Below are 21,400 nucleotides of genomic sequence, written 5' to 3' on the forward strand. Positions count from 1 at the left end.
CGATGCCGCGCTGGTTTGCGGCCTTGTGCCTGTTTGCAGCGGGCATGGCCTGCGCGGCGCAGCCCGCGCCCCGCGCGGCCGGGCGTGTCGTATCGCTGGGTGGCAGTGTCACCGAGATCATTTACGATCTCGGCCAGGGCGGCCGCCTGGTCGCCGACGATGAATCCAGCCTGTACCCCGAGGCGGCCACGCGCCTGCCGCGTGTCGGGTATTACCGCGCGGTGCCGCTCGAAGGGGTCGTGGCGCAACGCCCCGATCTCGTCCTGGCCTCGGAGAATGCCGGTCCGCCCAAAACCCTGGAGCGCCTGCGAGGCTTGGGAGTGGCGGTGAAGACGGTATCCGATACGCCAACGATAGATTCCCTGTATCGCCGCATCGAGCAGGTCGCGCAAGAGCTTCAGGTTCCGGATGAAGGCAGGAAGCTGGCGGCGCAGGTCCGCCAGGATGTGGCCGCCGCCCGATCGGCGCCCGGCCCTTCGCGCCGGGCGCTGGTGCTGGTCAATCGCAGCGGTCCGCTGCTGGGCGCCGGCAGCCATACCGCGGCGGCGGCCGTCCTGGCGCTGGCCGGACTGGAAAATGCCCTGGACAAGCAGACCGGCTACAAGCCGGTTTCGGCCGAAGGCCTGGCCGTGCTGGCGCCCGAGATGATCATCATTACCGACGCATCGGCACAGGCCAGCGGCGGCCTGGAGAAATTCAAGGCCGGCGCGGGCGTCAGCGCGACACCCGCGGCGCAGCAGGGCCGCGTCGTGGCGATGGACGACCTGCTCATCCTGGGCCTGGGCCCGCGGGTGGGGGACGCCATACGGCAGTTGAAAGCGGCGGCCCGGTAAAAGCCGGGATTCCACTATGCGCATGCCATCCGATTCCCGCAAGCTGGCGCCGCGGCCGGTACTCGCCTGCCTGGCATGCTGCCTGGCGCTGGCGGCGCTGGCCGCCAGCGCCAGCGGCGCCGTATTCATACCCTGGGCCAGCTTCCCGCGCCTGCTGTGGGGCCATCTTTTGCCGGGCGACGACTTGCTGCGCAACGTTCTGGTGGACATCCGCCTGCCGCGGGTGCTGTTCAGCGCAATGACGGGGGCCGCCCTCGCCGCGACGGGCGTCACCATGCAGGCCCTGTTCCGCAATCCTCTGGCCGAGCCCGGGCTGGTTGGCATATCTTCCGGGGCGGCCCTGGGGGCGGTATGCGCCATCGTGATGACGGCGGGCGGCTTCCTGACGGTGGCCGCCGCGGCGTTCGGCGGCAGTCTGCTGGCCACCTGGCTGGCCTATTCCATAGGCCGCCGGTACCGGGGCGTGGCCGGCCTGCTGCTGGCCGGCATCGCCATCAACACGATAGCGGGCAGCGCCATAGGCGTCTTCACCTACCTGGCCAACGACGCCCAGCTGCGCGACCTCACTTTCTGGAGCATGGGCAGCATGGCGGGGGCGGACTGGCCGGCCTTCGCCATGCTGGCGCCGTGGACGGCGCTGCTGCTGGCCTATCTGTGCAGCCAGTGGCGGGTGCTCAATGCCTTGCTGCTGGGCGAGCGCGAGGCCGCGCACCTGGGTTTCGAACTGGCCACGGTGCGGCGCCGCCTGATCGTCGCGACCGCCCTGATCATCGGGCCGCTGGTGGCGGTCACCGGCGGCATAGGCTTTATCGGGCTGGTCGTGCCGCACCTGATGCGCATGCTGCTGGGCGCGCATCACCGTCATCTGTTGCCCGCCTCGGTGCTCGCGGGCGGGCTGGTCCTGACGCTGGCGGATTGGCTGGCGCGGGTCGCGGCCAGCCCCGCCGAACTGCCCATAGGCCTGCTTACCAGCCTGGTGGGCGGTCCATTCTTTTTCTGGCTGCTGAGCCGCGGCCGCGGCATGCAGGCCTGATTCAGAAGGAACACCCATGGACACCGCCCGGAATGATGCCCTGGACGCCCGCGATATCGATGTCCGGCGCGGCCGGCGCACGGTATTGCAGCGGGCATCGCTGGCGCTGCGGCCTGGCGAAGTCGTCAGCCTGCTGGGGGCCAACGGCGCGGGGAAATCCACCTTTTTGTCGGTGCTGGCGGCGGAGCTGAAACTGGATATGGCGCGCCACGCCAAAGACGCCGTGGTATTGAACGGCAGGAATCTCGCGGACTTGAGCGCCGCGCAGCAGGCGCGATCGCGCAGCGTGCTGCCGCAAAGGCCGGGCCTGGCTTTCGACTTGCAAGTGGCGGAAGTGGCCGCCATGGGCGCCTATCCGTTCCCGGATTTGCCGGCGCGCGAGGTGGATGAGCTCGTGGGCTTGTCCCTGGAAATGGCTGACATCCGGCATTTGCGCCAGCGGCGCTATCTCGAGCTGTCGGGCGGCGAGCAGCAGCGCGTGCAGTTCGCGCGAGTGGTGCTGCAGATTCTCGCCGGACGCCGGGCCGATCCGGACGGCCGGTATATGCTGCTGGACGAACCCACCGCTAGCCTCGACCCTTTGCACCAGCAAGGCCTGCTCAAAGCGGTGTGCGAGCTCGCGCGCGCCGAGCGCATCGGGGCGCTGGTCATCCTGCACGATGTCAATCTGGCGGCGCGCTGGAGCGACCGCATCGCCTTGTTATGGCAGGGCACAATACTTGCTTGCGATACGCCCAGCCGGGTGCTGACGCAGCAGAATCTGCAGCGGGTTTATGGCGTGGATGTGCACGTGATGCCGCATCCGCGCCAGCCCGGCAAGCCGCTGGTGGTTTTCGGATAGGCCTCTATGGAGCCGACAATGCAAAATCAGGCCCTATTTCGGTTATTCTTCGTCTTACGATGAATAAACCTCCTTATCCCCATCCCATTATTGCGCGCGAAGGCTGGCCATTCCTGGCCGGTATCGTGCTGGTGTCGATAGCCGTCAGTTTCTGGTCGGGCGCCGCCTCGATCCCGTTGTGGCTATTGTCGATTTTTGTATTGCAGTTTTTTCGCGATCCGGCGCGCATTGCGCCCGAAGGCGGATTGAATGTCCTGTCGCCCGCCGACGGCCGCGTCGTGGCCGTGGAGGAAGTCCGCGACACCTACGCCGACCGGGACGCGCTGAAGATCAGCGTGTTCATGAATGTTTTCAATGTCCATTCCAACCGCTCCCCGGTAAAGGGCACGGTCGTCTCCGTCAATTATTTCGCCGGCCAGTTTTTCAACGCTTCGCTGGACAAGGCCTCGCTGGAAAACGAGCGCAACGCCACGGTGCTGCGCACTGATCATGGCCACGTGGTCACCGCGGTGCAGGTGGCCGGCCTGGTGGCCAAACGCATTCTTTGCTATATCAAGCCTGGTGACCGACTGTACGCGGGGCAGCGCTACGGTTTCATCCGTTTTGGTTCGCGGGTAGATGTCTATCTGCCTCCGGGTTCGCGCCCTCGCGTTGCTATAGGCGACAAGGTCCAGGCCACCAGTACGGTGCTGGCCGAGTTGCCCGATAGCCCCGCCGACATACAAGAGTAAGCCTATGCCAAACTTTTCATCGGACGAAACCCGCCGCCGCCGCAGCATCTATCTGCTGCCCAACGCATTCACGACGGCCAACCTGTTCGCCGGGTTCTATGCCGTGGTGCAGGCCATGAATGGCCGGTTCGAAATGGCGGCCATTGCCATCTTTCTGGCCATGGTGTTCGATGGCATGGACGGGCGGGTCGCCCGGCTTACCAATACGCAATCCGCCTTTGGCGAACAGTACGATTCCTTGTCCGACATGACCTCGTTCGGGATCGCCCCCGCCTTGGTGATGTACGAGTGGTCGCTGCAGGGCCTGGGCCGCTGGGGCTGGCTGGCGGCCTTCATCTACGTGGTGGGCGCCGCCTTGCGGCTGGCGCGTTTCAACACCAATATCGGCGTCGTCGACAAGCGTTTTTTCCAGGGCCTGCCCAGCCCGGCCGCCGCCGCGCTGGTGGCCGGCTTCCTGTGGCTGGCGGTGGACAACAAGCTGTCCCTGCAGAATGAAACCATCGCCTGGCTGTCTTTCGGGTTTACCGTCTACGCGGGCATCGCGATGGTGACGAATGCGCCTTTTTACAGCGGCAAGAGTTTCGCCTTGGGCCGCAGCGTGCCCTTCTGGGTGATTCTGGTACTTGTCGGGGTTTTCGTGTTCGTGTCCAGCGATCCGCCTATTGTGCTGTTCGGCCTTTTTGTGGTGTACGGCTTGTCGGGCTGGGTCATCATGTTGTGGCGCTGGCGCCGCGCCCGCGAGCTGACGCGCTTGCGCCAGGAAGGCCTGGAGGAACGCGACGCCACGGTAACGCCGACCTTTACCGCGAGCCACACCTACCAGCCGCCGCAACCCGGCGGCCAGCAACCTGGAAGTCAGCAGTCCGGCGATCTGCGGCAGGGTAGCCAGCCGTCGCCGCCCGAGAAGCCGCGCGGCCCGCTGTAGCGCGCAAGCCCGTTAGAAACCGAACCAGAAGTTGTCGCGGTCAAACATGGGATCGGGGCCCGGGTGGAAGCGGGTCACTTTGCTGCCGTCGCTGCCGAAATACACGTACATCAGCGAATTCCAGGCACTGTTTTGCCGATACCGGTAGCTCCATACGATCTGGGTCGAAGAGGGCAGGCCGACGGAGTCTATCCTGGCGGGCGGCCCGAACTCGCATCGAACCTGTTCGGGCGTCCAGGTACCGCTGGCCAGAACGCGGAAGTGCTCATCGGTCAGCAATGGCTGAATGCGGTCGGTATTGCCGGCCGCATCCACATTCGTGCCCCAGGCGTACTGCCCCATGGGCTGCATGCTCCAGATCAGGCGCTGGCCGCCGTTTTCGGCGGGGCAGGAGTAGTTGGGCTGCCCATATTTTGCCTCTACCTGCTGCAAGGGCGTGCCGGGAGGCGTGTCGGCCATATTGGCGCAGGCGGCCAGCAGGCTGATGCACAGGCCGGAGACGGCCGCCCGGCCATGGCGCGTGAAGGTAAGGGTTTTCATAAATGGCTCCGTCCAGGGGTTCAATCGAGTCATTTTACGAGCATACGCCTTGCCTGCGCACGGCCCATGCCAGGCCGCCGGTGCCCGGGCCGGCGGATATCCGGCCAATCCGCTATAATGCCTGCTGCTTTGGGCCGGCTGCGCATCAGCGCCGCCAGTCGCCCGGGGTGAAATATTCATTTCATAAACACTGCACGTCAGGGCACCTCGGCTCTGTCGCTCGTTAAAGAGGCTAATAATGTCTGTTGCTGACATCAAGAAATCCGACATCGTCGCACAATATCAACGTGCTCAAGGCGATACCGGCTCCCCCGAAGTACAAGTCGCGCTGCTTACCGCGCGCATCAACGAACTTACCGGCCACTTCAAGGCACACATGAAAGACCACCACTCGCGTCGTGGTCTGCTGCGCATGGTCAGCCGCCGCCGCAAGCTGCTAGATTACCTCAAGGGCCGCAATCCCGATTCGTATCGTTCGCTCATCGAAAAGCTCGGTCTGCGTAAGTGATACCCGGGGCTGGCTCCCCATGATGCAACCGTGCACACTGCGATCCGTATCGTGGTGTGCACGGTTTTTTCTATTGTAAGGATATTCCCCAATGTTTAATAAAGTGAGCAAATCGTTTCAGTACGGTCAGCACACGGTGGTTCTTGAAACTGGCGAGATTGCTCGCCAGGCCTCCGGTGCCGTGCTGGTTTCGATTGAAGATACCGTTGTGCTGGCGACCGTCGTCGCCGCCAAGACCGCCAAGTCCGGCCAGGATTTTTTCCCGCTGACCGTCGACTACGTCGAGAAAACCTACGCCGCGGGCCGCATCCCCGGCGGCTTCTTCAAGCGCGAAGGCCGTCCTTCCGAAAAGGAAATCCTTACCTCGCGCCTGATCGATCGCCCTTTGCGCCCCTTGTTCCCCGAAGGCTTCTACAACGAAGTCCAGGTGATCATCCACACCGTGTCGGTCAATCCGGAAATCGACCCCGACATGGCAGCCATGATAGGCGCGTCCGCCGCGCTGGCGATTTCGGGCATCCCGTTCGACGGCCCTATCGGCGCCGCGCGCGTGGGCTACCTGAACGGCCAGTATGTGCTTAATCCCACCAGCAGCCAGCTCAAGGAATCCGCAATGGATCTGGTCGTGGCGGGCACCGAAGCGGCCGTGCTGATGGTCGAATCCGAAGCCAAGCAGCTGTCCGAAGAGGTCATGCTCGGCGGCGTGGTGTTCGGCCACGAGCAAATGCAGGCCTGCATCAACGCCATCCACGACCTGGTCGCCGAAGCCGGCAAGCCGGAATGGGACTGGCAGGCCGCCCCCAGGAATGAAGCCCTGGTGACCGCGGTCACGGCCGCCGCCCAGGACGACTTGCACGCGGCTTACCAGATCCGTGAAAAGCAGGCCCGCACAGCCCAGCTGCGCACTGTCTACGCCGATGTCAAAGCCAAGCTGCAAGAGCACGCCGCCGCCAAAGGCGAGCCGGTTCCCGATAATGTCGTGGTCGAAAACATGCTTTTCGACCTGGAATCCAAAATCGTGCGCGGCCAGATCCTGAACGGCGAGCCCCGCATCGACGGCCGCGATACCCGCACGGTGCGCCCCATCAGCGTGCGTTTGGGCGTACTGCCCCGCGCGCACGGCAGCGCCCTGTTCACGCGCGGCGAAACGCAGGCGCTGGTAGTCGCCACCCTGGGCACCCGGCAGGATGAGCAGATCATCGATTCGATCATGGGCGAGTCCCGCGACCGCTTCATGCTGCACTACAACTTTCCTCCGTTCGCGACCGGCGAAACAGGCCGTTTCGGCTCGCCCAAGCGCCGCGAAATCGGCCATGGCCGCCTCGCCAAGCGCGCGCTGGTGTCGTCCTTGCCCGAAGCGCAGGATTTTCAGTACACCATTCGTGTCGTGTCCGAGATCACTGAATCCAATGGGTCCTCGTCCATGGCGTCGGTATGCGGCGGCTCATTGGCCATGATGGACGCCGGCGTGCCTATCAAGGATCACGTCGCCGGCGTGGCCATGGGCCTGATCAAGGACGGCGGCAAGTTCGCCGTCCTCACCGACATCCTGGGCGACGAAGATCATCTTGGCGACATGGATTTCAAGGTGGCGGGCACTGTGCAGGGCATTACCGCCTTGCAGATGGATATCAAGATACAGGGCATCACCAAGGAAATCATGCAAGTCGCGCTGGCCCAGGCCAAGGAAGGGCGCTTGCATATCCTGGGGAAAATGAAGGAAGCCATCGACGGTTCCCGTACAGAGCTTTCCGAATTCGCGCCGCGCATGCTCAGCATCAAGATCAATCCGGAAAAAATCCGCGATGTCATCGGCAAGGGCGGGGCGACCATACGCGCCCTTACTGAAGAAACCGGGACGCAGATCGATATCGGCGACGATGGCACGATCACCATCTCCAGCGCCGATCTCGACAAGGCCCGCGACGCCGAGCGCCGCATCAAGGAATTGACGGCCGACGTGGAAGTGGGCCAGGAATATGAAGGCCCGGTGCTGCGCCTGCTGGACTTCGGCGCCATTGTCCAGGTCCTGCCCGGACGCGATGGCCTGCTGCATATTTCCGAAATCGCCAACTACCGCATCGCCAATATCAATGACGTGCTGAAAGTGGGCCAATTGGTGCGCATCAAGGTTATCGAAGCCGACGACAAAGGCCGTCTGCGCCTGTCCATGAAAGCCATCGGCGGCATCGAAGCCCAGGGCGGCCCCCAGGGCCCGATAGCGGCGCCCGCCGTGCTTCCGGAAGCCTAGGGCGGCTTGCGCGGGCGGCTTTTGCGGCCGCCCGCTGCTTGCCCGGCCATGAAAAAAGACACCCGCGGGTGTCTTTTTTCATGAATGCTGGTGCACCCAGCCGGAATCGAACCGGCACGATCAATGATCGAGAGATTTTAAGTCTCTTGCGTCTACCTATTCCGCCATGGGTGCGCGGGGGTGTGGCGGAAGCGGTGAGATTCGAACTCACGGACGGGTTGCCCCGTCGCTGGTTTTCAAGACCAGTCCATTCAACCGCTCTGGCACGCTTCCTTTTCCTGGGTCCCTACGGGCCGCATCGAGCCGGCGCGTAGCATGGATATCCGATTTTATCCTCGAAATTCCATCTTTCAGAAGGACGAGAGTTTAGCCTATGTAGCCGGGCTTGTGGGACGGATGCGTCCGGGCGCGGTAAAAATGCCATTTAACAGGCGATAATAGGATTTTTGCTTTTCGTTCAAGGAGTCCCAATGAAGGCAGTGGAAATTTCCCAACCGGGCGGCCCGGAAGTCCTGGTGCTGGTCGATCGCCCCAAGCCCGAACCCAAAGCCGGCGAAGTGCTTATCAAGGTTTCGGCTGCGGGCATCAATAGGCCCGATGTCTTCCAGCGCAAGGGCAATTACCCGCCGCCTCCCGGGGCTTCCGACCTGCCGGGCCTGGAAGTGGTGGGCGAGATCGTCGGCGGCGACGCCGCCGCGGCCGGCCTGGCCGTAGGCGACAAGGTCTGCGCCCTGTTGGCGGGCGGCGGTTATGCCGAGTACTGCGTGGCCCCGGCCGGGCAATGCCTGCCGGTGCCCATGGGCTTGTCCGATGTGGAGGCCGCCGGCCTGCCCGAAACCTATTACACCGTATGGACCAATGTATTCGACCGCGCCCGGCTGTCGGCCGGCGAATCCCTGCTGGTGCACGGCGGCGCCAGCGGCATAGGCACCACGGCCATCCAATTGGCCACGGCCCTGGGCCACAAGGTGTATGCCACCGTGGGAAGCGATGAGCGCGCCCGGGCGGTCGAGGGCCTGGGGGCGGTGCTGGGCATCAACTACCGCAGCCAGGACTACGTGGAAGAGGTCAAGAAGGCCACCGGGGGCAAGGGCGTGGACGTCGTGCTCGACATGGTCGCCGGGGAATATATCAATCGCAACATCAATTGCCTGGCCGACGATGGGCGCATCGTGATCATCGCCTTGCTGGGCGGGGCCAAGGCGACGATAGACTGCAGCCAGATATTGCGCCGCCGGCTGACCGTCACCGGTTCCACCCTGCGCCCGCGCCCGGTGGCGTTCAAGGCTGAAATCGCCAGGGCCTTGAAGCAGCATGTCTGGCCCTTGCTCGAAGCCGGTAAGATCCGTCCCATCGTGCATGCGACTTTTCCGCTGGAAAAGGCTTGCGACGCGCATGCCATGATGGATGCGGGCGAGCAGATAGGGAAGATCATACTGACCGTATAAGCGGGCGGCGTGCGGATTTGCGGCTAACAGGCTACAATGCCGGGTTATCCAATTTTTTCTTCCTGGCTTAATGAATACTGCTCTAATTCGTAAGCGCCTTGTCATAGGCAACTGGAAAATGCACGGCACCCGGGCCACCAACGCTACGCTGCTTACAGGCTTGTGCGCGGGCGTGGCCGTCGTGCACGATTGCGACCTGGCGGTCTGCGCGCCTTTCCCCTATTTGGGGCAGGTCAGCGCCTGCCTGCATGGCAGCGGCATTTCCTGGGGCGCGCAAGACGTCAGCAAGCACGAGCAGGGCGCATTCACCGGTGAAGTCTCGCCGGCGATGCTCAATGATTTCGGCTGCCAGTGGGCATTGGTCGGGCATTCCGAGCGCCGCGCGTTTCATGGCGAAAGCGATCAACTGGTCGCCGAAAAAGCGGCCGCGGCCTTGAAGGCCGGCATAACGCCGGTGGTCTGCGTGGGCGAAACCCGGGCGGAGCAAGAGGCCGGGCTCACCACCGAGGTCATCTCGCGCCAGCTTGCGCCCGTGCTGGCTCTGGGCGCGGAGTCGCTTGCTAAAATGGTGCTTGCCTATGAACCCGTATGGGCCATAGGCACGGGCCTGACGGCAACGCCCCAGCAGGCTCAGGATGTGCATGCCTTCATCCGGTCGCAATTGTCCGGCTTGGGCGTGCCGCAGGTTCGGGTTTTGTATGGCGGCAGCGTCAAGGCGTCCAACGCCCTCAGCCTGTTTGCCATGTCTGATATCGACGGCGCCCTCGTAGGTGGCGCGTCGCTGGTGGCAGAAGAATTTTTACGTATAGCGGCCGCATAGGCCTCGGAGTTTTTTCATGCAATGGTTGTCACCTGTTCTTCTGGCGATCCAGGTCGTATCGTCGTTGAGTATCATTTTGCTGGTCTTGCTGCAACAGGGCAAAGGCGCCGACATGGGCTCTTCGTTCGGGGGCGGTTCCGCGGGCAGTCTGTTTGGCGCAACGGGCGCCGCCAACTTCCTGTCGCGCGCCACCAAATGGGCCGCCATCATATTTTTCGTATCCACCGGCGGCCTGGCCTACATGGCGCACCACCCCAGCGGCACGTCGATTCTTGACGCGGGCGTGATGCAGGGCTTCCAGGCGCCCGCGCCGGCAACGGGCTCGGCTGTGCCCGCGGCGCCCGGCGCCGCGGTGCCGGCGGCTCCGGCCGCCCCCTCGGCTCCCGCCGTGCCGGCGGCGCCCGCCCCGGCGCCGGCGCCAGCGCACGAACCGGCAGCCGCGGCTCCCGCCACACCATCGGCGCCTGGCGCCAGCGCTGAAAAACCAGCGCAAGAAGGCGGCGCCAAGGCGCCGGCCGCCGCGCCGACCGAAAGCAAATAGCATGTATCCGGATCTTCGCGCCCGCGCGGGGTCCGGCCCGGAAAGCGAAGTGGAATTCATGCTAGAATGCTGCTCTTTACAAGCCGACGTGGTGGAATTGGTAGACACGCTATCTTGAGGGGGTAGTGGCGAAAGCTGTGCGAGTTCGAGTCTCGCCGTCGGCACCAGGAATTTTGCTAAGCAGTCCAGAACAGTCTCTAAAGCCCTGATTCCTGATGGAGTCAGGGCTTTTTGCTTTCCGCTCTCCCAGGGGCCGCGCAAACCGTCAGGCTGTCGGTGTGATAGCGCTCCAGCCCCGGACGATGGCCGATGCTGACCAGCGTCAACATCGGCAGCTTCCGAAACAGCAGCGCATAGAGCCATGCCTCGCTGTCCTCGTCCAGGGCTGATGTTGCTTCATCAAGAAACAGGTAGTCGGGCTGCTGAAGCAGCACACGTCCAAACGCCAACCGCTGCAGCTCCCCTCCAGAAAGGCGCTGCGACCAGTTGTCGTCCTTATCCATATCCGAGGCCAGATGGCCAAGCCCAACCTGTTCCAGCGCTTTTTTGCAAGCGTCGTATGTAAACGCGGCTTCGTCACCGGGGTAACACAGGCAGACACGCAGGGTTCCCGAAGGCAGATAACTTTCCTGAGGCGTAAACATCAATTTAGCCGCAGCCGGCCTTTCGATAACGCCCGTGCCCTCTGCCCATAGACCTGCCAGCGCGCGCAGGACCGTACTCTTGCCAATGCCGGATGGCCCGCGCAATAGCCAGCGGCTTGCCGGTTTTATTTCCCAGTCCAGCGGCAGCGTCATGGGCCGGCCATCGGGATATTGTGGCTGCACGGAATAAAGGCGAATCCCCCGCCCCGCATGCGCGCGAACCTCGATGCCAGCCTTTCCACGCACCGCAAGCGCCTGTTCGAACTCAAGCAAACGGGAACATACGGAGCGTAGCAACGCCAGTTCTTTGTAGTTATAGATGAACCATGACAGCGACACACGGACCCGCATAAACGATTGGGTGAACTGAATCAGGTCGCCCAGCGTGATGGCGCCGGAAAAATAACGCGGACCGTTCAGAAGATAGGGAATGATTGCACCCGCCTCTGTGTAGAGTGATTCGACCATAGTGATGCGTTTTGTGTAAGTCATCACTAGCCGCCAGTTCGCCCGGATTGCGGCAAACCGATGGAGCAGGCGCACACGTTCCGTCGCCTCCCCGGCATAAAAGGCGATCTGCTCGGCCTGTGTACGCACGCGCATCAGCAGGAACCGGAAATCGGCCTCTGCCTGCTGCTGACGATAATCCACCGCCACCAGACGGCCGCCAATTCGTTCCATGGCATAGCTGCCGGCAATTGCGTAGACCAATCCTACCCACAACATATAGCCGTAGATATCCACACTGCTTCCCGCCAGAGTCAATGTCAGCACACCGGACAACCCCCACACGATTACGGCGAACGTGGCCAGATTGACAATATTTCTCAGCAACCCCAGTCCCAGATTCAATGTATTGGTCGCTAACCATTTCAAGTCATCCGCAATCCGCTGATCGGCATTGTCCATCAGCCCCGCGCGCTCAATACGATAATAGGCAGCATCGCCAAGCCAGTTTCGCAGGAAAACATCAGTCATCCAGCTGCGCCAGCGCATTTCAAGACACTGTGCTGTGTAGCCGCGGGTCGTGTTCATGGCAATGCCTGCCAGCGCAATCACCGCCAGCTCCACAAGGAGCCGCCAGAATGCCTGGATATCATGAGTTGAGAGCGCATCGTAGAAATCTTTCTGCCAGAAGGTAATGCGCGCCGCCCGATAAACAAGCAGCAAATCCAGTGCGATCACCAGCGCCAGGACACTTCTCGCCGCCCAGCGGTCATCGGATATCCAGTAGGCGCGGATCAACCGCCACGCCATCCGGTAGCTGTTTTTATTCAAGGACGCAATTCCTAGTAATGAGCGCGCAGCGTAAGCATGAAGTTGCGCGGCTCACCGTAGGAGTTATAGGTATTCAAACCGCCCAGGCGCGTGTAGTAAGTACGATCGAACAGGTTATTTGCGTTGAGCTGGACAGTCGCGTGATTGTTCAGCTTGTAGCTGACAAGCGCATTGACGACGGCATAGCCGCCCTGGCGCCGCATCGCCAGGGACCCATTGCCCGATTTGTTTTCGCTGGCAATATGGACGCCGAGCCCAAGTCCAAGGCCTTTCAGCGCGCCATCGGCAAACTTGCGCACCCCCCATAACCTTGCGGTATGACGCGGCTCCCATGTGGATGATGGCAAGCCTTCGTTGCCGGCGTCCTTCAGATATTTGGTTTCCAGCCGTGTGTAGCCCGCCTGTATTTCATATCCCGGCGCAGGGCGGCCAGATACTTCCACTTCCCAGCCCCGGCTTTGCACCTCGCCTGCGTTCACAAAAAAGCCCGCGCCATCGGCATAGGCGCGATTGCGATCCCGCAAGTCGAATATCGCCGCCGAAGCCTGCAGCCGGCCGCCGAGGAATTCCGACTTTATGCCAAGCTCGGTCTGGCGGCCCTCCCGGGGTTTGAGCACGCTGCCATCAGCCTTGGTATTGGTCAGAGGCACAAAGATGCTGGCATAGCTGCCATAGACAGTGATGTCGCGGCCCACGTCGTACGTCACCGCGGCATAGGGGGTGAAGTGCTGGTGTTCTTTTGCCCCTTGACTCCATGCTGTGGGAACCGATGGCGCGACGCTGCGGGATTTGTTATTGAACCAGCTCAAACGCCCGCCGAGCACGACTGTCAGCGGCTCGGCGACCTTCAGGCGCACTTGGCCATAGAAGCCACGCTGACTGGTTTCATTCTTTCCCCCTGAAGTCCATGCGCCATGTATTTCCGGCACGAGATCAGGCCTTCCGAAGGGTATGCCTTCCAGCGTATCGGGAGCCAGACCCACATTCTCGCTGAGATAATTTTCATAGTTGTAGCCAAGCAATGCGTGATGCCTGCGGCCAAACAAGGTAAATGGGCCCGTGGCATACACATCGACGGCATTGCGTGTGTAGTCATAGTCACTTATACGACGGCGATAGCTGACCGTGTGCGAGGCAGGATCAACACCTGTCCATATGAACGCATCCTTGAAATAAAAACTTTGTTCACGGCGATTGAATTTCACCTTTCCCACCCATTCATTATCGTAGCGGTGTTCAAGTTCGGCGACATATTCCTTCGTGTTCCATATATACCTGTTCCAGTCAGGCGATGGATTGGTTTCGCGCGGCGCATCCAGAAGCTCGCCAGAAGCCCAGGCGGGCAGCCCCATATAAGAGGCATCGGTTTTATCGTCCTGTTGCGTTACAGCCAGAGAAAGCGTGGTTGCGCTTGTGATGTCCCAATCCAGCGTCCCGTAAGCCAGCCATTTGTCCGTATGCGTTGTGTCATAGAAATAATCACGATTGGACGTTGAAAGAACGGCACGCGCGCGCACGGTTTTCTCCGCATTGATGGGGCCGGTCACATCGAGTTCGGTTCGGCGGTCGTTCCATGAACCGACGCCTAATAGCCCCGATGCTTCAAACGTTTCTTTGGCGCGCTTGCGCACCAAATTGACGATGCCTCCCGGTTCGCCGGAACCTTGGAAAATGCCCGCCGGACCGCGGAGTACTTCGACGCGTTCGTAAACCGACAAGTCGAATTGCTGAAAGCCACCCAGGTTGTTGTAAGAGGGAACGCCATCATAGGCGACGCCCATGGCGTAGCCGCGCGAACGGTACTGGCTTTGCGTCGTATCGTTCGATATGACCGTCACGCCCGTAACCTGGCCCAGCGCCTGATCTACAGTGACAAGATTCTGGTCGTTGATGCGCTGGCGGGTGATAACGGAAACCGAATTGGCAATTTCCCGCGGCGTGGCGGTTTCCTTGCTGCCGACGGCGCTGCCACTGGCATAGCCTCCGTCATCGGAAGCCTGTCCGATCACTTTTACCGGGCTCAGAACAGGAACTTCATTTTCCGTTTCGGGCACTTGTGCCCAGCTGAATGGCGAGTAGGCGGCAACAATAAGCGCGCCGATGCAGCCGGCCAAGGAAGGCATGGATTGCTCCATGAATGGGAAAGAATGCTTCATGAATTTTTTTTCTCTGATCGTTGGGCACGGCCGGATCAGGCAAAGAGGCCCATGGCCTGATTGCCGCGCAGCAGCATGCGAACGGATTGGACATCAGTCAAAATCGAGGCAGCGGAAATCGGCGTCGCGGATACGCCGGCGAATGCCGGCCATACCAATGCGAGCGATCATTTCATGGCGTCGACAGGTATTTCAACTGTGCGCAAGCAGGTGGACCCCGTACAGGCTCATGCAACCAGCCGGGATCAGAGAAAACAACAGCCGTGCCATAGTCCGGGAACGGCACGGCTGTATTGGAAGCAACGAACAACGCCAGCACTATCGCCAGGACAAGCGGCACTGCATGCCCGAGCCTGCAAAAGAGGCAAGGAGAATCGACGTCATCCGCGGCGGGCGGGTCGTCGGCCGCCGCGCCGAGGTCGATCGCCATGGCCGGCAGGCTGCCTTTCCCGCACACTGAGAGCTCAAAACGCTGCGTGCTGGTATCCCACAGCGATTGGATCGCCAAAGAGACGGCCGGCCCCTGCATGAAAAGCATGCAAAGCAGTACCCAGCAAATAACGCGGGATCGGGTCGTGAACCAATGAGCCATAGCGGCGTGATGCTAGCAAACTTCCGCGTCTTGATATTTGCGTGAAATCAAGCTTGCCTATTCTTTGCCGAATTCCAACCCTTCATGTTTCAAGGCAAGCTGCACGGCGGGCCGCGTGCGCATGCGCTGCGCGAAATCCGCCAAGGCCTGCGGCACTTCGAGTTTCACGTTCTTGGCCCAGAGCAGCATGGTGAACAGATAGGAATCCGCCACGCTCGCTTGGTCACCGAACAGATAGTCGCCCTTTAACATGCCGGCGATCTGCCGGAAACGTTGACTGATCTTCTCCCGTGCCGCGGAGGCCTCGGCATCGGACGTCGGCTTGAACACCCGGCCAAATTGCTTGTGAATTTCGGTCGATATGAATGCGAGCATTTCGAGCAGCCGGGATGCACCCAATTCCCCCGTCGGCGCGAGCGATGGCTTGCGTTGGGCTATCCATGAAAGGATCGCGATGTTTTCCGTGAGTCTTTGGCCGTCGTCCATTTCGATGGTCGGAACATAGCCCTTCGGATTGATTTCTTCAAACTTCTGTCCTGTCTCGGTCAGCTTGGTCTTCAGGTCGACGCGAACCCGATCGAAGGTCAGATCGGCTTCGTGCATTGCAATATGATCGGCGAGGCTGCAAGCGCCCGGTGAATAATAAAGCTTCATGTGTGTCTCCTTGTCGTCGAATGGCCAGGCGTTCCGCCAGTACAGCAAGAGACATGCCGCCTACAGCCGCGCCACTCTGTTCAATCGTCCTCCCCAGCAAACATCCTGTCGTCATACATAAAATCAAACTGTCCGTCGACGTGAATGTGTTCGATCGCTGGATGTGCCGGAGGCGTCAGGACCATGTACACGGTGTAGCGGCCGATGCGCGCAATGGCTTCGGCGATATGGGCCAAATAGTGAGCAAGGCGCTTCTGGTCGCGGTTCATATCGCTCGTGCTTGAGCAAGTATCGCTGCCCGAAACGTATCAGGCAAAGCGTTGGGTGTGAGCACGTCAACCGGTACGCCGAGCAGCTTGCCCAGCTCATGGCGAATTGCGCCGATGTCGAACAGCGTCGTCTGCGGCGTTGGGTCGACCAGGATGTCCAGATCGCTGGTGTCGGTGTCTTCACCGCGAAGAACCGATCCAAACACCCGGGCATTCCCGGCGCGGTCCAGCTCGACGATGCGACGAATCGCGACACGATTGGCGCGCAATGCTTCAGACGGTTTCATATTTTGCCCCACAGTGAGATCTGCATTAACGATAAGCGAATGAGAGCCAAAACACAATGTAGCAACTGCGCTTTACTCTGTCAGGCCCGTGAACGCGTATTGCTTGCTTTTGAACAATCTTGTGTCCGATTGCAAGGTTTCTACCGTCAAGGTCACTTTTGCCGTCAATGGGTGAGCGGGATTCCAGAGCCAGTTATGCATGTGCGGCACGATGGCGCTCCGAATCTTTACCTCATCAAGCGTAAATTATCTGGCAAGGCCTCGGGGGCTACCTCCGGATGAAGCAAACTTGTCATGCTCGGCCCTTTTTGGCCGTGCGCGCGTGCGGCAGGCCGTGCCAGAATATCGCCGCCGCGACGAAGCCGAAAACACCGGTGGCGGCAATGCCGGCGCCCAGGGAAACGAGGGCGGTGATGCCCGACAGGCAGAATGGGCCGGCGCTGGTCCCCACATCGGCAATGAAGCGCCAGATCCCCAGGAACTCGGTGCGCCCGACGGCGGGCGATGCGTCGGCCCCCAATGTCATGACAATGCCCGACCCAATGCCGTTGCCGAAGCCCATCAATATGCTGACGAGCACGAAGCTGACCAGCCCATGCGTCAGGGGAATGGCCAGCAGCGAAAGGCCCAGGACGATAGTGCAGGGCAGGGCCACCCAGAGCCGTCCATATTGGTCCATGACCTTGCCGGCGGGATAGAAGACCAGCATATCCATTGCCGACACCAGGCCGAAGACAATCGCCGTGGCCGTCGGGCTCAGGCCGATATTGTCGGCCCACAAAGGTATGGCTATCTGGCGCGACGCGCGCATGGCGCCGATCAGCAGGATGCCCGAGCCCAAGGTCAGAAACACCTTGCGATGCGCATGGGCGATGCTGGCCATCCCCGGCTTGGGTGTTGCGCTGTCCCTGGTTCTGGGCTGCGCTTCCAGTTCGGGGATGGCGAATGAAAGCACGCCGGCCGCCGTCAGCGCGACGATGGCGATCCAGTAGGCGCCCGCCAGGCCCATGAAATGCATCAAGGCCGCGGCCGCGAAAGGGCCGATGAACATGCCTATGCGCTGTGTGCCGCCCAGTGTCGAGAAGGCCCGGGCGCGCATGTACACCGGCACCGCCTCGATGAGATAGGTCTGCCTGGCGAGGTAAAACACTGATGTCGCCAGGCCCATGATCAGCACGCCCAGCGCAAGGATGGCGGCATGGTTGGCCACCAGGCACAGAATGAGCGCGAGGACGCTGAGCGCCGACGCGCCGATGAGCGAGCGCCGTTCGCCGTGGCGGGACGTGGTGAGCGCCGCGGGAATATTGCCGGCCAGGGAGCCGAAGCCGATGAGCGCCACGATCAGCCCCGACATGGCCGGCGAGGCGCCGAGATCTATGGCGCTGAGCGCGATGACGGGCAGGATGGCACCATTTCCAATGCCGAATAGCACGGAAGGCCCAAAAGCCGGAATGATGATTTTTTTCCAGCTGAAATCAGCATCGTTCATGTTCGAGTGGCCTCACATCACGATCATGCGCAATGCAGTGTTGATTCTTGCGCCTGGCGGCGCGCCCTTATGCGAACTCTACACGATTTTTTGCCGGCTTTCGCAGGGAATCCGGCGGCGGCCGTTCGCAAGCCGCGCAGGGTGCTGGCGAAAGCCGGGCCGGCGCATGGCCCAGGCCCGCGCCCGGCAGGCGGATGCCGGCGTGCAGCCCGCGCGGCCTAGGGCTGGGGCGGGCGCTGGGGAAAGCTGCGGTCGAATATGCCTTCGGCGATACGGTTCTTCAGGATCTCGATGGAGCCGCCGGCGATCATCCACCCGCGGCAGCGGCGCACGCAGTATTCGACCAGCGATTCCCGGCTGTAGCCCATCCCGCCCATGACTTGCAAGGCGTCATTGGCGACATCGAAGCCGATCTGGTTGCAATAGGCTTTGGCGATAGCCGTTTCGGTGGCCGAAGGAAAACCGGTGTCGGCATTGCTGGCCGCCCGGTATAGCAGCAATTGCGCGGCATCCAGCTTGATCTTCATGTCGGCGAATTTCCATTGCAGGCCCTGGAATTCGCAAAGCAGCCGGCCGAATTGCTTGCGCTGCATCGCCCAGCTGCGCGCTTCTTCGTAGGCATAGCGGCCCAGCGCCAGCGAGCGCGCGGTGTTGCCTATGCGCTCGACGTTGAAGCCGGCGATCTGCTTTTTGAAGCCGCCTTCGCCCAGCACCAGCTGTTCGTCCGGGATATAGGCGTTGTCGAAGAAAATCTCGACCCATTCCTCGTCGGACATGAAGGCGGAGCGCTTGCCCATTTGGACGCCGGGGCCTTTGGTTTCGATCAGCACAGAGCCTATACCCTGCGTGCCGGGACCGAAGCGCACATAGGCGAGGATGAAGTCGGCATGCGGCCCATGGGTCGTGAAGATCTTCGAACCGTTGATGCGCCAGCCTTTGCCGTCCTTGGTGGCCGTGGTCTTCAATTCGGTGACGGCCGAGCCCGCTTCGGGTTCGGTCATGCCGACCGCAATCAGGGCGCCGCCTGCAAGCAGAGGCTTGAGGTATTTTTCCTTGTGGAATGGCGTGCCGTATTCGGCCAGGACGCGAATCGCGCCGAAGTTGCCGGCCTGGATCACGTCGGCGCTGCGCGGGCAGACGGATGCGACCGTTTCGATGGCGATGACGGCATCCATCAGCGATCCTCCTATGCCGCCGTTTTCTTCGGCAATGGTGATTCCAAGCAGCCCCTGCTCGCCCATGGCGCGGGCGACGTCCCATGGATACTCTTTCGCATGGGCGCGCTCCACCGCCGCGGCGCGCAGGTTCTTTTCGGAAAAACGGCGCACGGCCGACTGGAAGTCTTGTTGTTCTGGGGTCAGGGTGAAGTTCATGGCGTGAATCCGGCTACGGTAGGATTGATGGGTAAAAGGTCGGCGCAAATATGTCAGTGCAAAGATGTCAGTGCAAAGATATCAGCGCGTCCACGGCGATGGCGCCGTCGCGGCGCACGAACAGCGGGTTGATTTCGGCTTCGGCGACGCTGGCGCCGCTGACCGAAGCCAGGCGCGAGAATGCCGCGATGTCCGCGGCGAGGGCGTCGCAATCGGCTTCGGGCAAGCCGCGGTAGCCGCGGACCAGCTGCGTGATGCGCACTTCCTTGATCATTTCATGCGCGGTGGCCAGGTCCACCGGCGCCAGGCGGACCGAGAAATCCTCTGAAAGCTCCGCGGCGATGCCGCCCGCGCCCAGGACCACTATGGGTCCCACCAGGGGGTCGCGCCGAAAGCCCAGTATCAGTTCGATCAATCGGTCTTCCATCTTCTGGACCAGGATGCCCTCGACGCGGGCCTGGGGCAGCCGCCGGCCGACCTCGCCCAGCATGGCATGGACCTGGCGCTGCAGATCGGCGTCGTCGGCCACGCCGACGCGCACGCCGCCCGCGTCCGTCTTATGGGCGATGTCGCGCGAGCAGACCTTCACCGCGACGGGGTAGGGAATATCGTGGCGCAGGTCGCCGGGCGCCACCATCCGCGTCCGCGCCACGCGCAATCCCAGGCGGCCCAGTATCTGGCCGGCTTCGTACTCGGTAAGCAATCCGCTGCGCGCCATTCCCGCGGGCCAGGAAAATGCCGCGCCGCCGCCCCGGGGCGGGGGCGGGCTGGGCCTGGCGCGGCCCAGGAATGCGGCCAGCGCGTCGGCGCAGGCTTCGGGCGTGCGGAATGCGGCTATGGAATTTTCCTGCAGGCGGGCCAGCGATTCCGGCGCATGCGGGGCCAGGAAGGCGGCCAAGGGCTTGCCGGCGGGCTTGTCGGCCTCGATCAAAGGGCGCACAGCCAGGTCGGGGTGGAATTGGGCCGAGGACCCCACCACGCTCAGGACGGCGTCGCACCATGGCGCGGCCAGCAACTGTTCCAGCAAATCCTTGTATTGCGCGCTGGTGGCGGCCAGCGTCAGGTCGATGACGGGCGTCTGGCGTAGCGCCAGGCCGCGCCCCGCCATATGGTCGATGAATTCCATCGGCGGCGCCACGGCTTGCAGCCCGTGCATGCCCAGGCTGTCGACAACCGTGGCGGCGCCGCCGCCGGTGGTGGTGATGACGGCGACGCGCGGGCTGCGGTTCAGGAAGGGGGTTTGTTGCGCATACCTGGCAACGAGCGGGACGATTTCGAACAAGGTCTCCAGCATATGCACGCGAATCACGCCATGTGCGCGGAAGAAGGCGTCGACCGCGGCGTCATTGCCGGCAATGGCTCCCGTATGGGACTGGGACAGCTCGCCGCCCTGGCGCGACCGGCCCAGCTTATAGGCGATCACTGGCTTGCCGGCGGCATGGGCGCGCCGCAAGGCGGCGGCCAGCACCGGCGATTCGCGTATCGTCTCCAGGAACAGCAGGATGACCCGGGTCTGGGCGTCATCGACCAGGGCGTCGACCACTTCGCCCACCGAGATATCGCTTTCGTTGCCCACGGAGACCGATTTGGCAAAGCCGAAACCCCGGGCCGCCGCCCGGGACAAGAGCGATCCCATCATGGAGCCGCTCTGCGAGACTATGCTGACGTCGCCGGCTATCAGGTCGTCCGCCGCGAAGGCGGCGTTCACCGAGATGATGGCGCCGGCCGGGATGTCGGCCAGGCCTATGCTGTTCGGACCCAGAATGCGCAGCCCCAGTTCTCGCGCGCGCTGAACCAGCTGTTCCTGGCGCCTGCCGCCCTCGTCGCCGGATTCGCCGAAGCCGTCGGAATAGACGGTGACGACTTTTGCCCCCGCGGCGGCGCACGGCTCCAGCAGACCCAGCACGTGCTGGCCCGGAACCATGATGAAGACATGATCCACCGGGGCCGGCAGCGACGCCAGGTCGGGATAGGCGGGCTCTCCCAATACCTCCTTGCGCGCGGGGTTGACAGGATAGACATCACCCTTGAAGCCGTGCTTGCGCATGAACAGCAGCGGGCGCGCCGTGTTCTTGCTTGCATCGCCCGAGACGCCGACCAGGGCGATGCTGCGTGGTGAAAGAAGGGCTAGTGCGAATGAGGGGCTAGGCATGAGGTCCGCTAAATTGAGTGGGGAAGGGAAGTGGA

At 62.2% G+C, this 21,400-nt stretch carries 20 protein-coding genes and 3 tRNA genes; 11 read left to right on the forward strand and 12 right to left on the reverse strand.

The features are described from left to right. The first annotated feature begins 2 nt into the window (after positions 1-2). The 5 genes from BUB23_RS18245 to pssA are packed head-to-tail and all read left to right on the forward strand — an operon-like array spanning position 3 to position 4,363. A complete protein-coding gene (locus BUB23_RS18245) occupies positions 3-833 on the forward strand; it encodes a heme/hemin ABC transporter substrate-binding protein (RefSeq protein ID WP_073105830.1) in 831 nt (276 codons plus the stop codon). A gap of 22 nt (positions 834-855) precedes the next feature. Next, positions 856-1,866, forward strand: coding sequence for a FecCD family ABC transporter permease (locus BUB23_RS18250; RefSeq protein ID WP_073106100.1), 1,011 nt, complete (start codon positions 856-858; stop codon positions 1,864-1,866). Positions 1,867-1,882: 16 nt separating this feature from the next. Continuing rightward, positions 1,883-2,707, forward strand: coding sequence for a heme ABC transporter ATP-binding protein (locus BUB23_RS18255; protein WP_073105832.1), 825 nt, complete (start codon positions 1,883-1,885; stop codon positions 2,705-2,707). Between the two features lie 59 nt (positions 2,708-2,766). After that, on the forward strand, positions 2,767-3,438 hold the full coding sequence (locus BUB23_RS18260) for a phosphatidylserine decarboxylase (protein ID WP_073105834.1): 672 nt from the start codon (positions 2,767-2,769) through the stop codon (positions 3,436-3,438). A gap of 4 nt (positions 3,439-3,442) precedes the next feature. After that, positions 3,443-4,363, forward strand: a complete 921-nt coding sequence (pssA, locus tag BUB23_RS18265; RefSeq protein WP_084136110.1) for a CDP-diacylglycerol--serine O-phosphatidyltransferase — start codon at positions 3,443-3,445, stop codon at positions 4,361-4,363. A 12-nt stretch (positions 4,364-4,375) separates the two neighbouring features. Here the strand turns inward: pssA and BUB23_RS18270 are convergent, their stop codons facing one another. After that, positions 4,376-4,903, reverse strand: a complete 528-nt coding sequence (locus BUB23_RS18270; RefSeq protein ID WP_073105836.1) for a hypothetical protein — start codon at positions 4,901-4,903, stop codon at positions 4,376-4,378. 238 nt (positions 4,904-5,141) lie between these two features. Between BUB23_RS18270 and rpsO the strand changes: the two genes are divergently transcribed. Next, entirely contained in the window at positions 5,142-5,411 is a 270-nt protein-coding gene (gene rpsO, locus BUB23_RS18275) for a 30S ribosomal protein S15 (RefSeq protein WP_073105838.1), read from the forward strand. Positions 5,412-5,502: 91 nt separating this feature from the next. Further along, positions 5,503-7,662 carry a polyribonucleotide nucleotidyltransferase gene (gene pnp / locus BUB23_RS18280; RefSeq protein WP_073105840.1) on the forward strand — a complete coding sequence of 720 codons (2,160 nt, stop codon included), beginning with the start codon at positions 5,503-5,505 and terminating at the stop codon, positions 7,660-7,662. An 88-nt stretch (positions 7,663-7,750) separates the two neighbouring features. Here the strand turns inward: pnp and BUB23_RS18285 are convergent. Both BUB23_RS18285 and BUB23_RS18290 read right to left on the reverse strand, forming a co-directional pair. Then, a tRNA-Leu gene (locus BUB23_RS18285) sits at positions 7,751-7,836 on the reverse strand. A gap of 9 nt (positions 7,837-7,845) precedes the next feature. After that, positions 7,846-7,935 (reverse strand) — tRNA-Ser (locus BUB23_RS18290). 197 nt (positions 7,936-8,132) lie between these two features. On the opposite strand from BUB23_RS18290, the gene BUB23_RS18295 reads away from it, so the two are divergent. The 4 genes from BUB23_RS18295 (at position 8,133) to BUB23_RS18310 (ending at position 10,638) form a co-directional block, all read left to right on the forward strand. Continuing rightward, positions 8,133-9,110 (forward strand): NAD(P)H-quinone oxidoreductase, encoded by a 978-nt coding sequence (locus tag BUB23_RS18295; protein WP_073105842.1) that lies wholly within the window; start codon positions 8,133-8,135, stop codon positions 9,108-9,110. 70 nt (positions 9,111-9,180) lie between these two features. Further along, positions 9,181-9,930 (forward strand): triose-phosphate isomerase, encoded by a 750-nt coding sequence (tpiA, locus tag BUB23_RS18300; protein WP_073105844.1) that lies wholly within the window; start codon positions 9,181-9,183, stop codon positions 9,928-9,930. A gap of 16 nt (positions 9,931-9,946) precedes the next feature. Continuing rightward, positions 9,947-10,471 (forward strand): preprotein translocase subunit SecG, encoded by a 525-nt coding sequence (secG, locus tag BUB23_RS18305; RefSeq protein ID WP_073105847.1) that lies wholly within the window; start codon positions 9,947-9,949, stop codon positions 10,469-10,471. 82 nt (positions 10,472-10,553) lie between these two features. After that, positions 10,554-10,638: transfer RNA gene (locus BUB23_RS18310), tRNA-Leu, on the forward strand. Between the two features lie 54 nt (positions 10,639-10,692). Here the strand turns inward: BUB23_RS18310 and BUB23_RS18315 are convergent. The 9 genes from BUB23_RS18315 to BUB23_RS18355 all read right to left on the reverse strand — a co-directional run bounded on the left by BUB23_RS18315 (position 10,693) and on the right by BUB23_RS18355 (position 21,365). After that, positions 10,693-12,393, reverse strand: a complete 1,701-nt coding sequence (locus BUB23_RS18315; protein WP_218599073.1) for an ABC transporter ATP-binding protein/permease — start codon at positions 12,391-12,393, stop codon at positions 10,693-10,695. An 11-nt stretch (positions 12,394-12,404) separates the two neighbouring features. Next, positions 12,405-14,549, reverse strand: coding sequence for a TonB-dependent siderophore receptor (locus BUB23_RS18320; protein WP_073105852.1), 2,145 nt, complete (start codon positions 14,547-14,549; stop codon positions 12,405-12,407). Between the two features lie 172 nt (positions 14,550-14,721). Beyond that, complete coding sequence (locus BUB23_RS18325) at positions 14,722-15,141, reverse strand: DUF2946 family protein (RefSeq protein WP_073105854.1); 420 nt, start codon at positions 15,139-15,141, stop codon at positions 14,722-14,724. A 57-nt stretch (positions 15,142-15,198) separates the two neighbouring features. Further along, positions 15,199-15,795, reverse strand: a complete 597-nt coding sequence (locus BUB23_RS18330; protein WP_073105856.1) for a glutathione binding-like protein — start codon at positions 15,793-15,795, stop codon at positions 15,199-15,201. 80 nt (positions 15,796-15,875) lie between these two features. Continuing rightward, positions 15,876-16,064, reverse strand: coding sequence for a hypothetical protein (locus BUB23_RS18335; RefSeq protein WP_073105859.1), 189 nt, complete (start codon positions 16,062-16,064; stop codon positions 15,876-15,878). Next, complete coding sequence (locus BUB23_RS18340) at positions 16,061-16,351, reverse strand: nucleotidyltransferase family protein (protein WP_073105861.1); 291 nt, start codon at positions 16,349-16,351, stop codon at positions 16,061-16,063. Before BUB23_RS18340 ends, BUB23_RS18335 begins: the two co-directional genes overlap by 4 nt. 292 nt (positions 16,352-16,643) lie before the next feature. Further along, a complete protein-coding gene (locus BUB23_RS18345) occupies positions 16,644-17,840 on the reverse strand; it encodes an MFS transporter (protein ID WP_073105863.1) in 1,197 nt (398 codons plus the stop codon). A 218-nt stretch (positions 17,841-18,058) separates the two neighbouring features. Then, entirely contained in the window at positions 18,059-19,213 is a 1,155-nt protein-coding gene (locus BUB23_RS18350) for an acyl-CoA dehydrogenase family protein (protein WP_073105866.1), read from the reverse strand. 67 nt (positions 19,214-19,280) lie between these two features. Then, positions 19,281-21,365, reverse strand: coding sequence for an acetate--CoA ligase family protein (locus BUB23_RS18355; RefSeq protein WP_073105868.1), 2,085 nt, complete (start codon positions 21,363-21,365; stop codon positions 19,281-19,283). Positions 21,366-21,400 lie beyond the last annotated feature (35 nt).

This window comes from Pollutimonas bauzanensis, assembly GCF_900129885.1.
Lineage (GTDB): Bacteria > Pseudomonadota > Gammaproteobacteria > Burkholderiales > Burkholderiaceae_B > Pollutimonas > Pollutimonas bauzanensis.

What these genes read in the sequence shown, in the direction of transcription:
- BUB23_RS18350 (WP_073105866.1), bottom strand. Translation starts at nt 19,213, where the DNA reads ATGAACTTCACCCTGACCCCAGAACAACAAGACTTCCAGTCGGCCGTG.
- tpiA (WP_073105844.1), top strand. Translation starts at nt 9,181, where the DNA reads ATGAATACTGCTCTAATTCGTAAGCGCCTTGTCATAGGCAACTGGAAA.
- BUB23_RS18255 (WP_073105832.1), top strand. Translation starts at nt 1,883, where the DNA reads ATGGACACCGCCCGGAATGATGCCCTGGACGCCCGCGATATCGATGTC.
- BUB23_RS18270 (WP_073105836.1), bottom strand. Translation starts at nt 4,903, where the DNA reads ATGAAAACCCTTACCTTCACGCGCCATGGCCGGGCGGCCGTCTCCGGC.
- BUB23_RS18245 (WP_073105830.1), top strand. Translation starts at nt 3, where the DNA reads ATGCCGCGCTGGTTTGCGGCCTTGTGCCTGTTTGCAGCGGGCATGGCC.
- BUB23_RS18355 (WP_073105868.1), bottom strand. Translation starts at nt 21,365, where the DNA reads ATGCCTAGCCCCTCATTCGCACTAGCCCTTCTTTCACCACGCAGCATC.
- BUB23_RS18250 (WP_073106100.1), top strand. Translation starts at nt 856, where the DNA reads ATGCCATCCGATTCCCGCAAGCTGGCGCCGCGGCCGGTACTCGCCTGC.
- BUB23_RS18320 (WP_073105852.1), bottom strand. Translation starts at nt 14,549, where the DNA reads ATGAAGCATTCTTTCCCATTCATGGAGCAATCCATGCCTTCCTTGGCC.
- BUB23_RS18330 (WP_073105856.1), bottom strand. Translation starts at nt 15,795, where the DNA reads ATGAAGCTTTATTATTCACCGGGCGCTTGCAGCCTCGCCGATCATATT.
- secG (WP_073105847.1), top strand. Translation starts at nt 9,947, where the DNA reads ATGCAATGGTTGTCACCTGTTCTTCTGGCGATCCAGGTCGTATCGTCG.
- pssA (WP_084136110.1), top strand. Translation starts at nt 3,443, where the DNA reads ATGCCAAACTTTTCATCGGACGAAACCCGCCGCCGCCGCAGCATCTAT.
- BUB23_RS18295 (WP_073105842.1), top strand. Translation starts at nt 8,133, where the DNA reads ATGAAGGCAGTGGAAATTTCCCAACCGGGCGGCCCGGAAGTCCTGGTG.
- BUB23_RS18260 (WP_073105834.1), top strand. Translation starts at nt 2,767, where the DNA reads ATGAATAAACCTCCTTATCCCCATCCCATTATTGCGCGCGAAGGCTGG.
- BUB23_RS18325 (WP_073105854.1), bottom strand. Translation starts at nt 15,141, where the DNA reads ATGGCTCATTGGTTCACGACCCGATCCCGCGTTATTTGCTGGGTACTG.
- rpsO (WP_073105838.1), top strand. Translation starts at nt 5,142, where the DNA reads ATGTCTGTTGCTGACATCAAGAAATCCGACATCGTCGCACAATATCAA.
- BUB23_RS18335 (WP_073105859.1), bottom strand. Translation starts at nt 16,064, where the DNA reads ATGAACCGCGACCAGAAGCGCCTTGCTCACTATTTGGCCCATATCGCC.
- BUB23_RS18345 (WP_073105863.1), bottom strand. Translation starts at nt 17,840, where the DNA reads ATGAACGATGCTGATTTCAGCTGGAAAAAAATCATCATTCCGGCTTTT.
- pnp (WP_073105840.1), top strand. Translation starts at nt 5,503, where the DNA reads ATGTTTAATAAAGTGAGCAAATCGTTTCAGTACGGTCAGCACACGGTG.
- BUB23_RS18340 (WP_073105861.1), bottom strand. Translation starts at nt 16,351, where the DNA reads ATGAAACCGTCTGAAGCATTGCGCGCCAATCGTGTCGCGATTCGTCGC.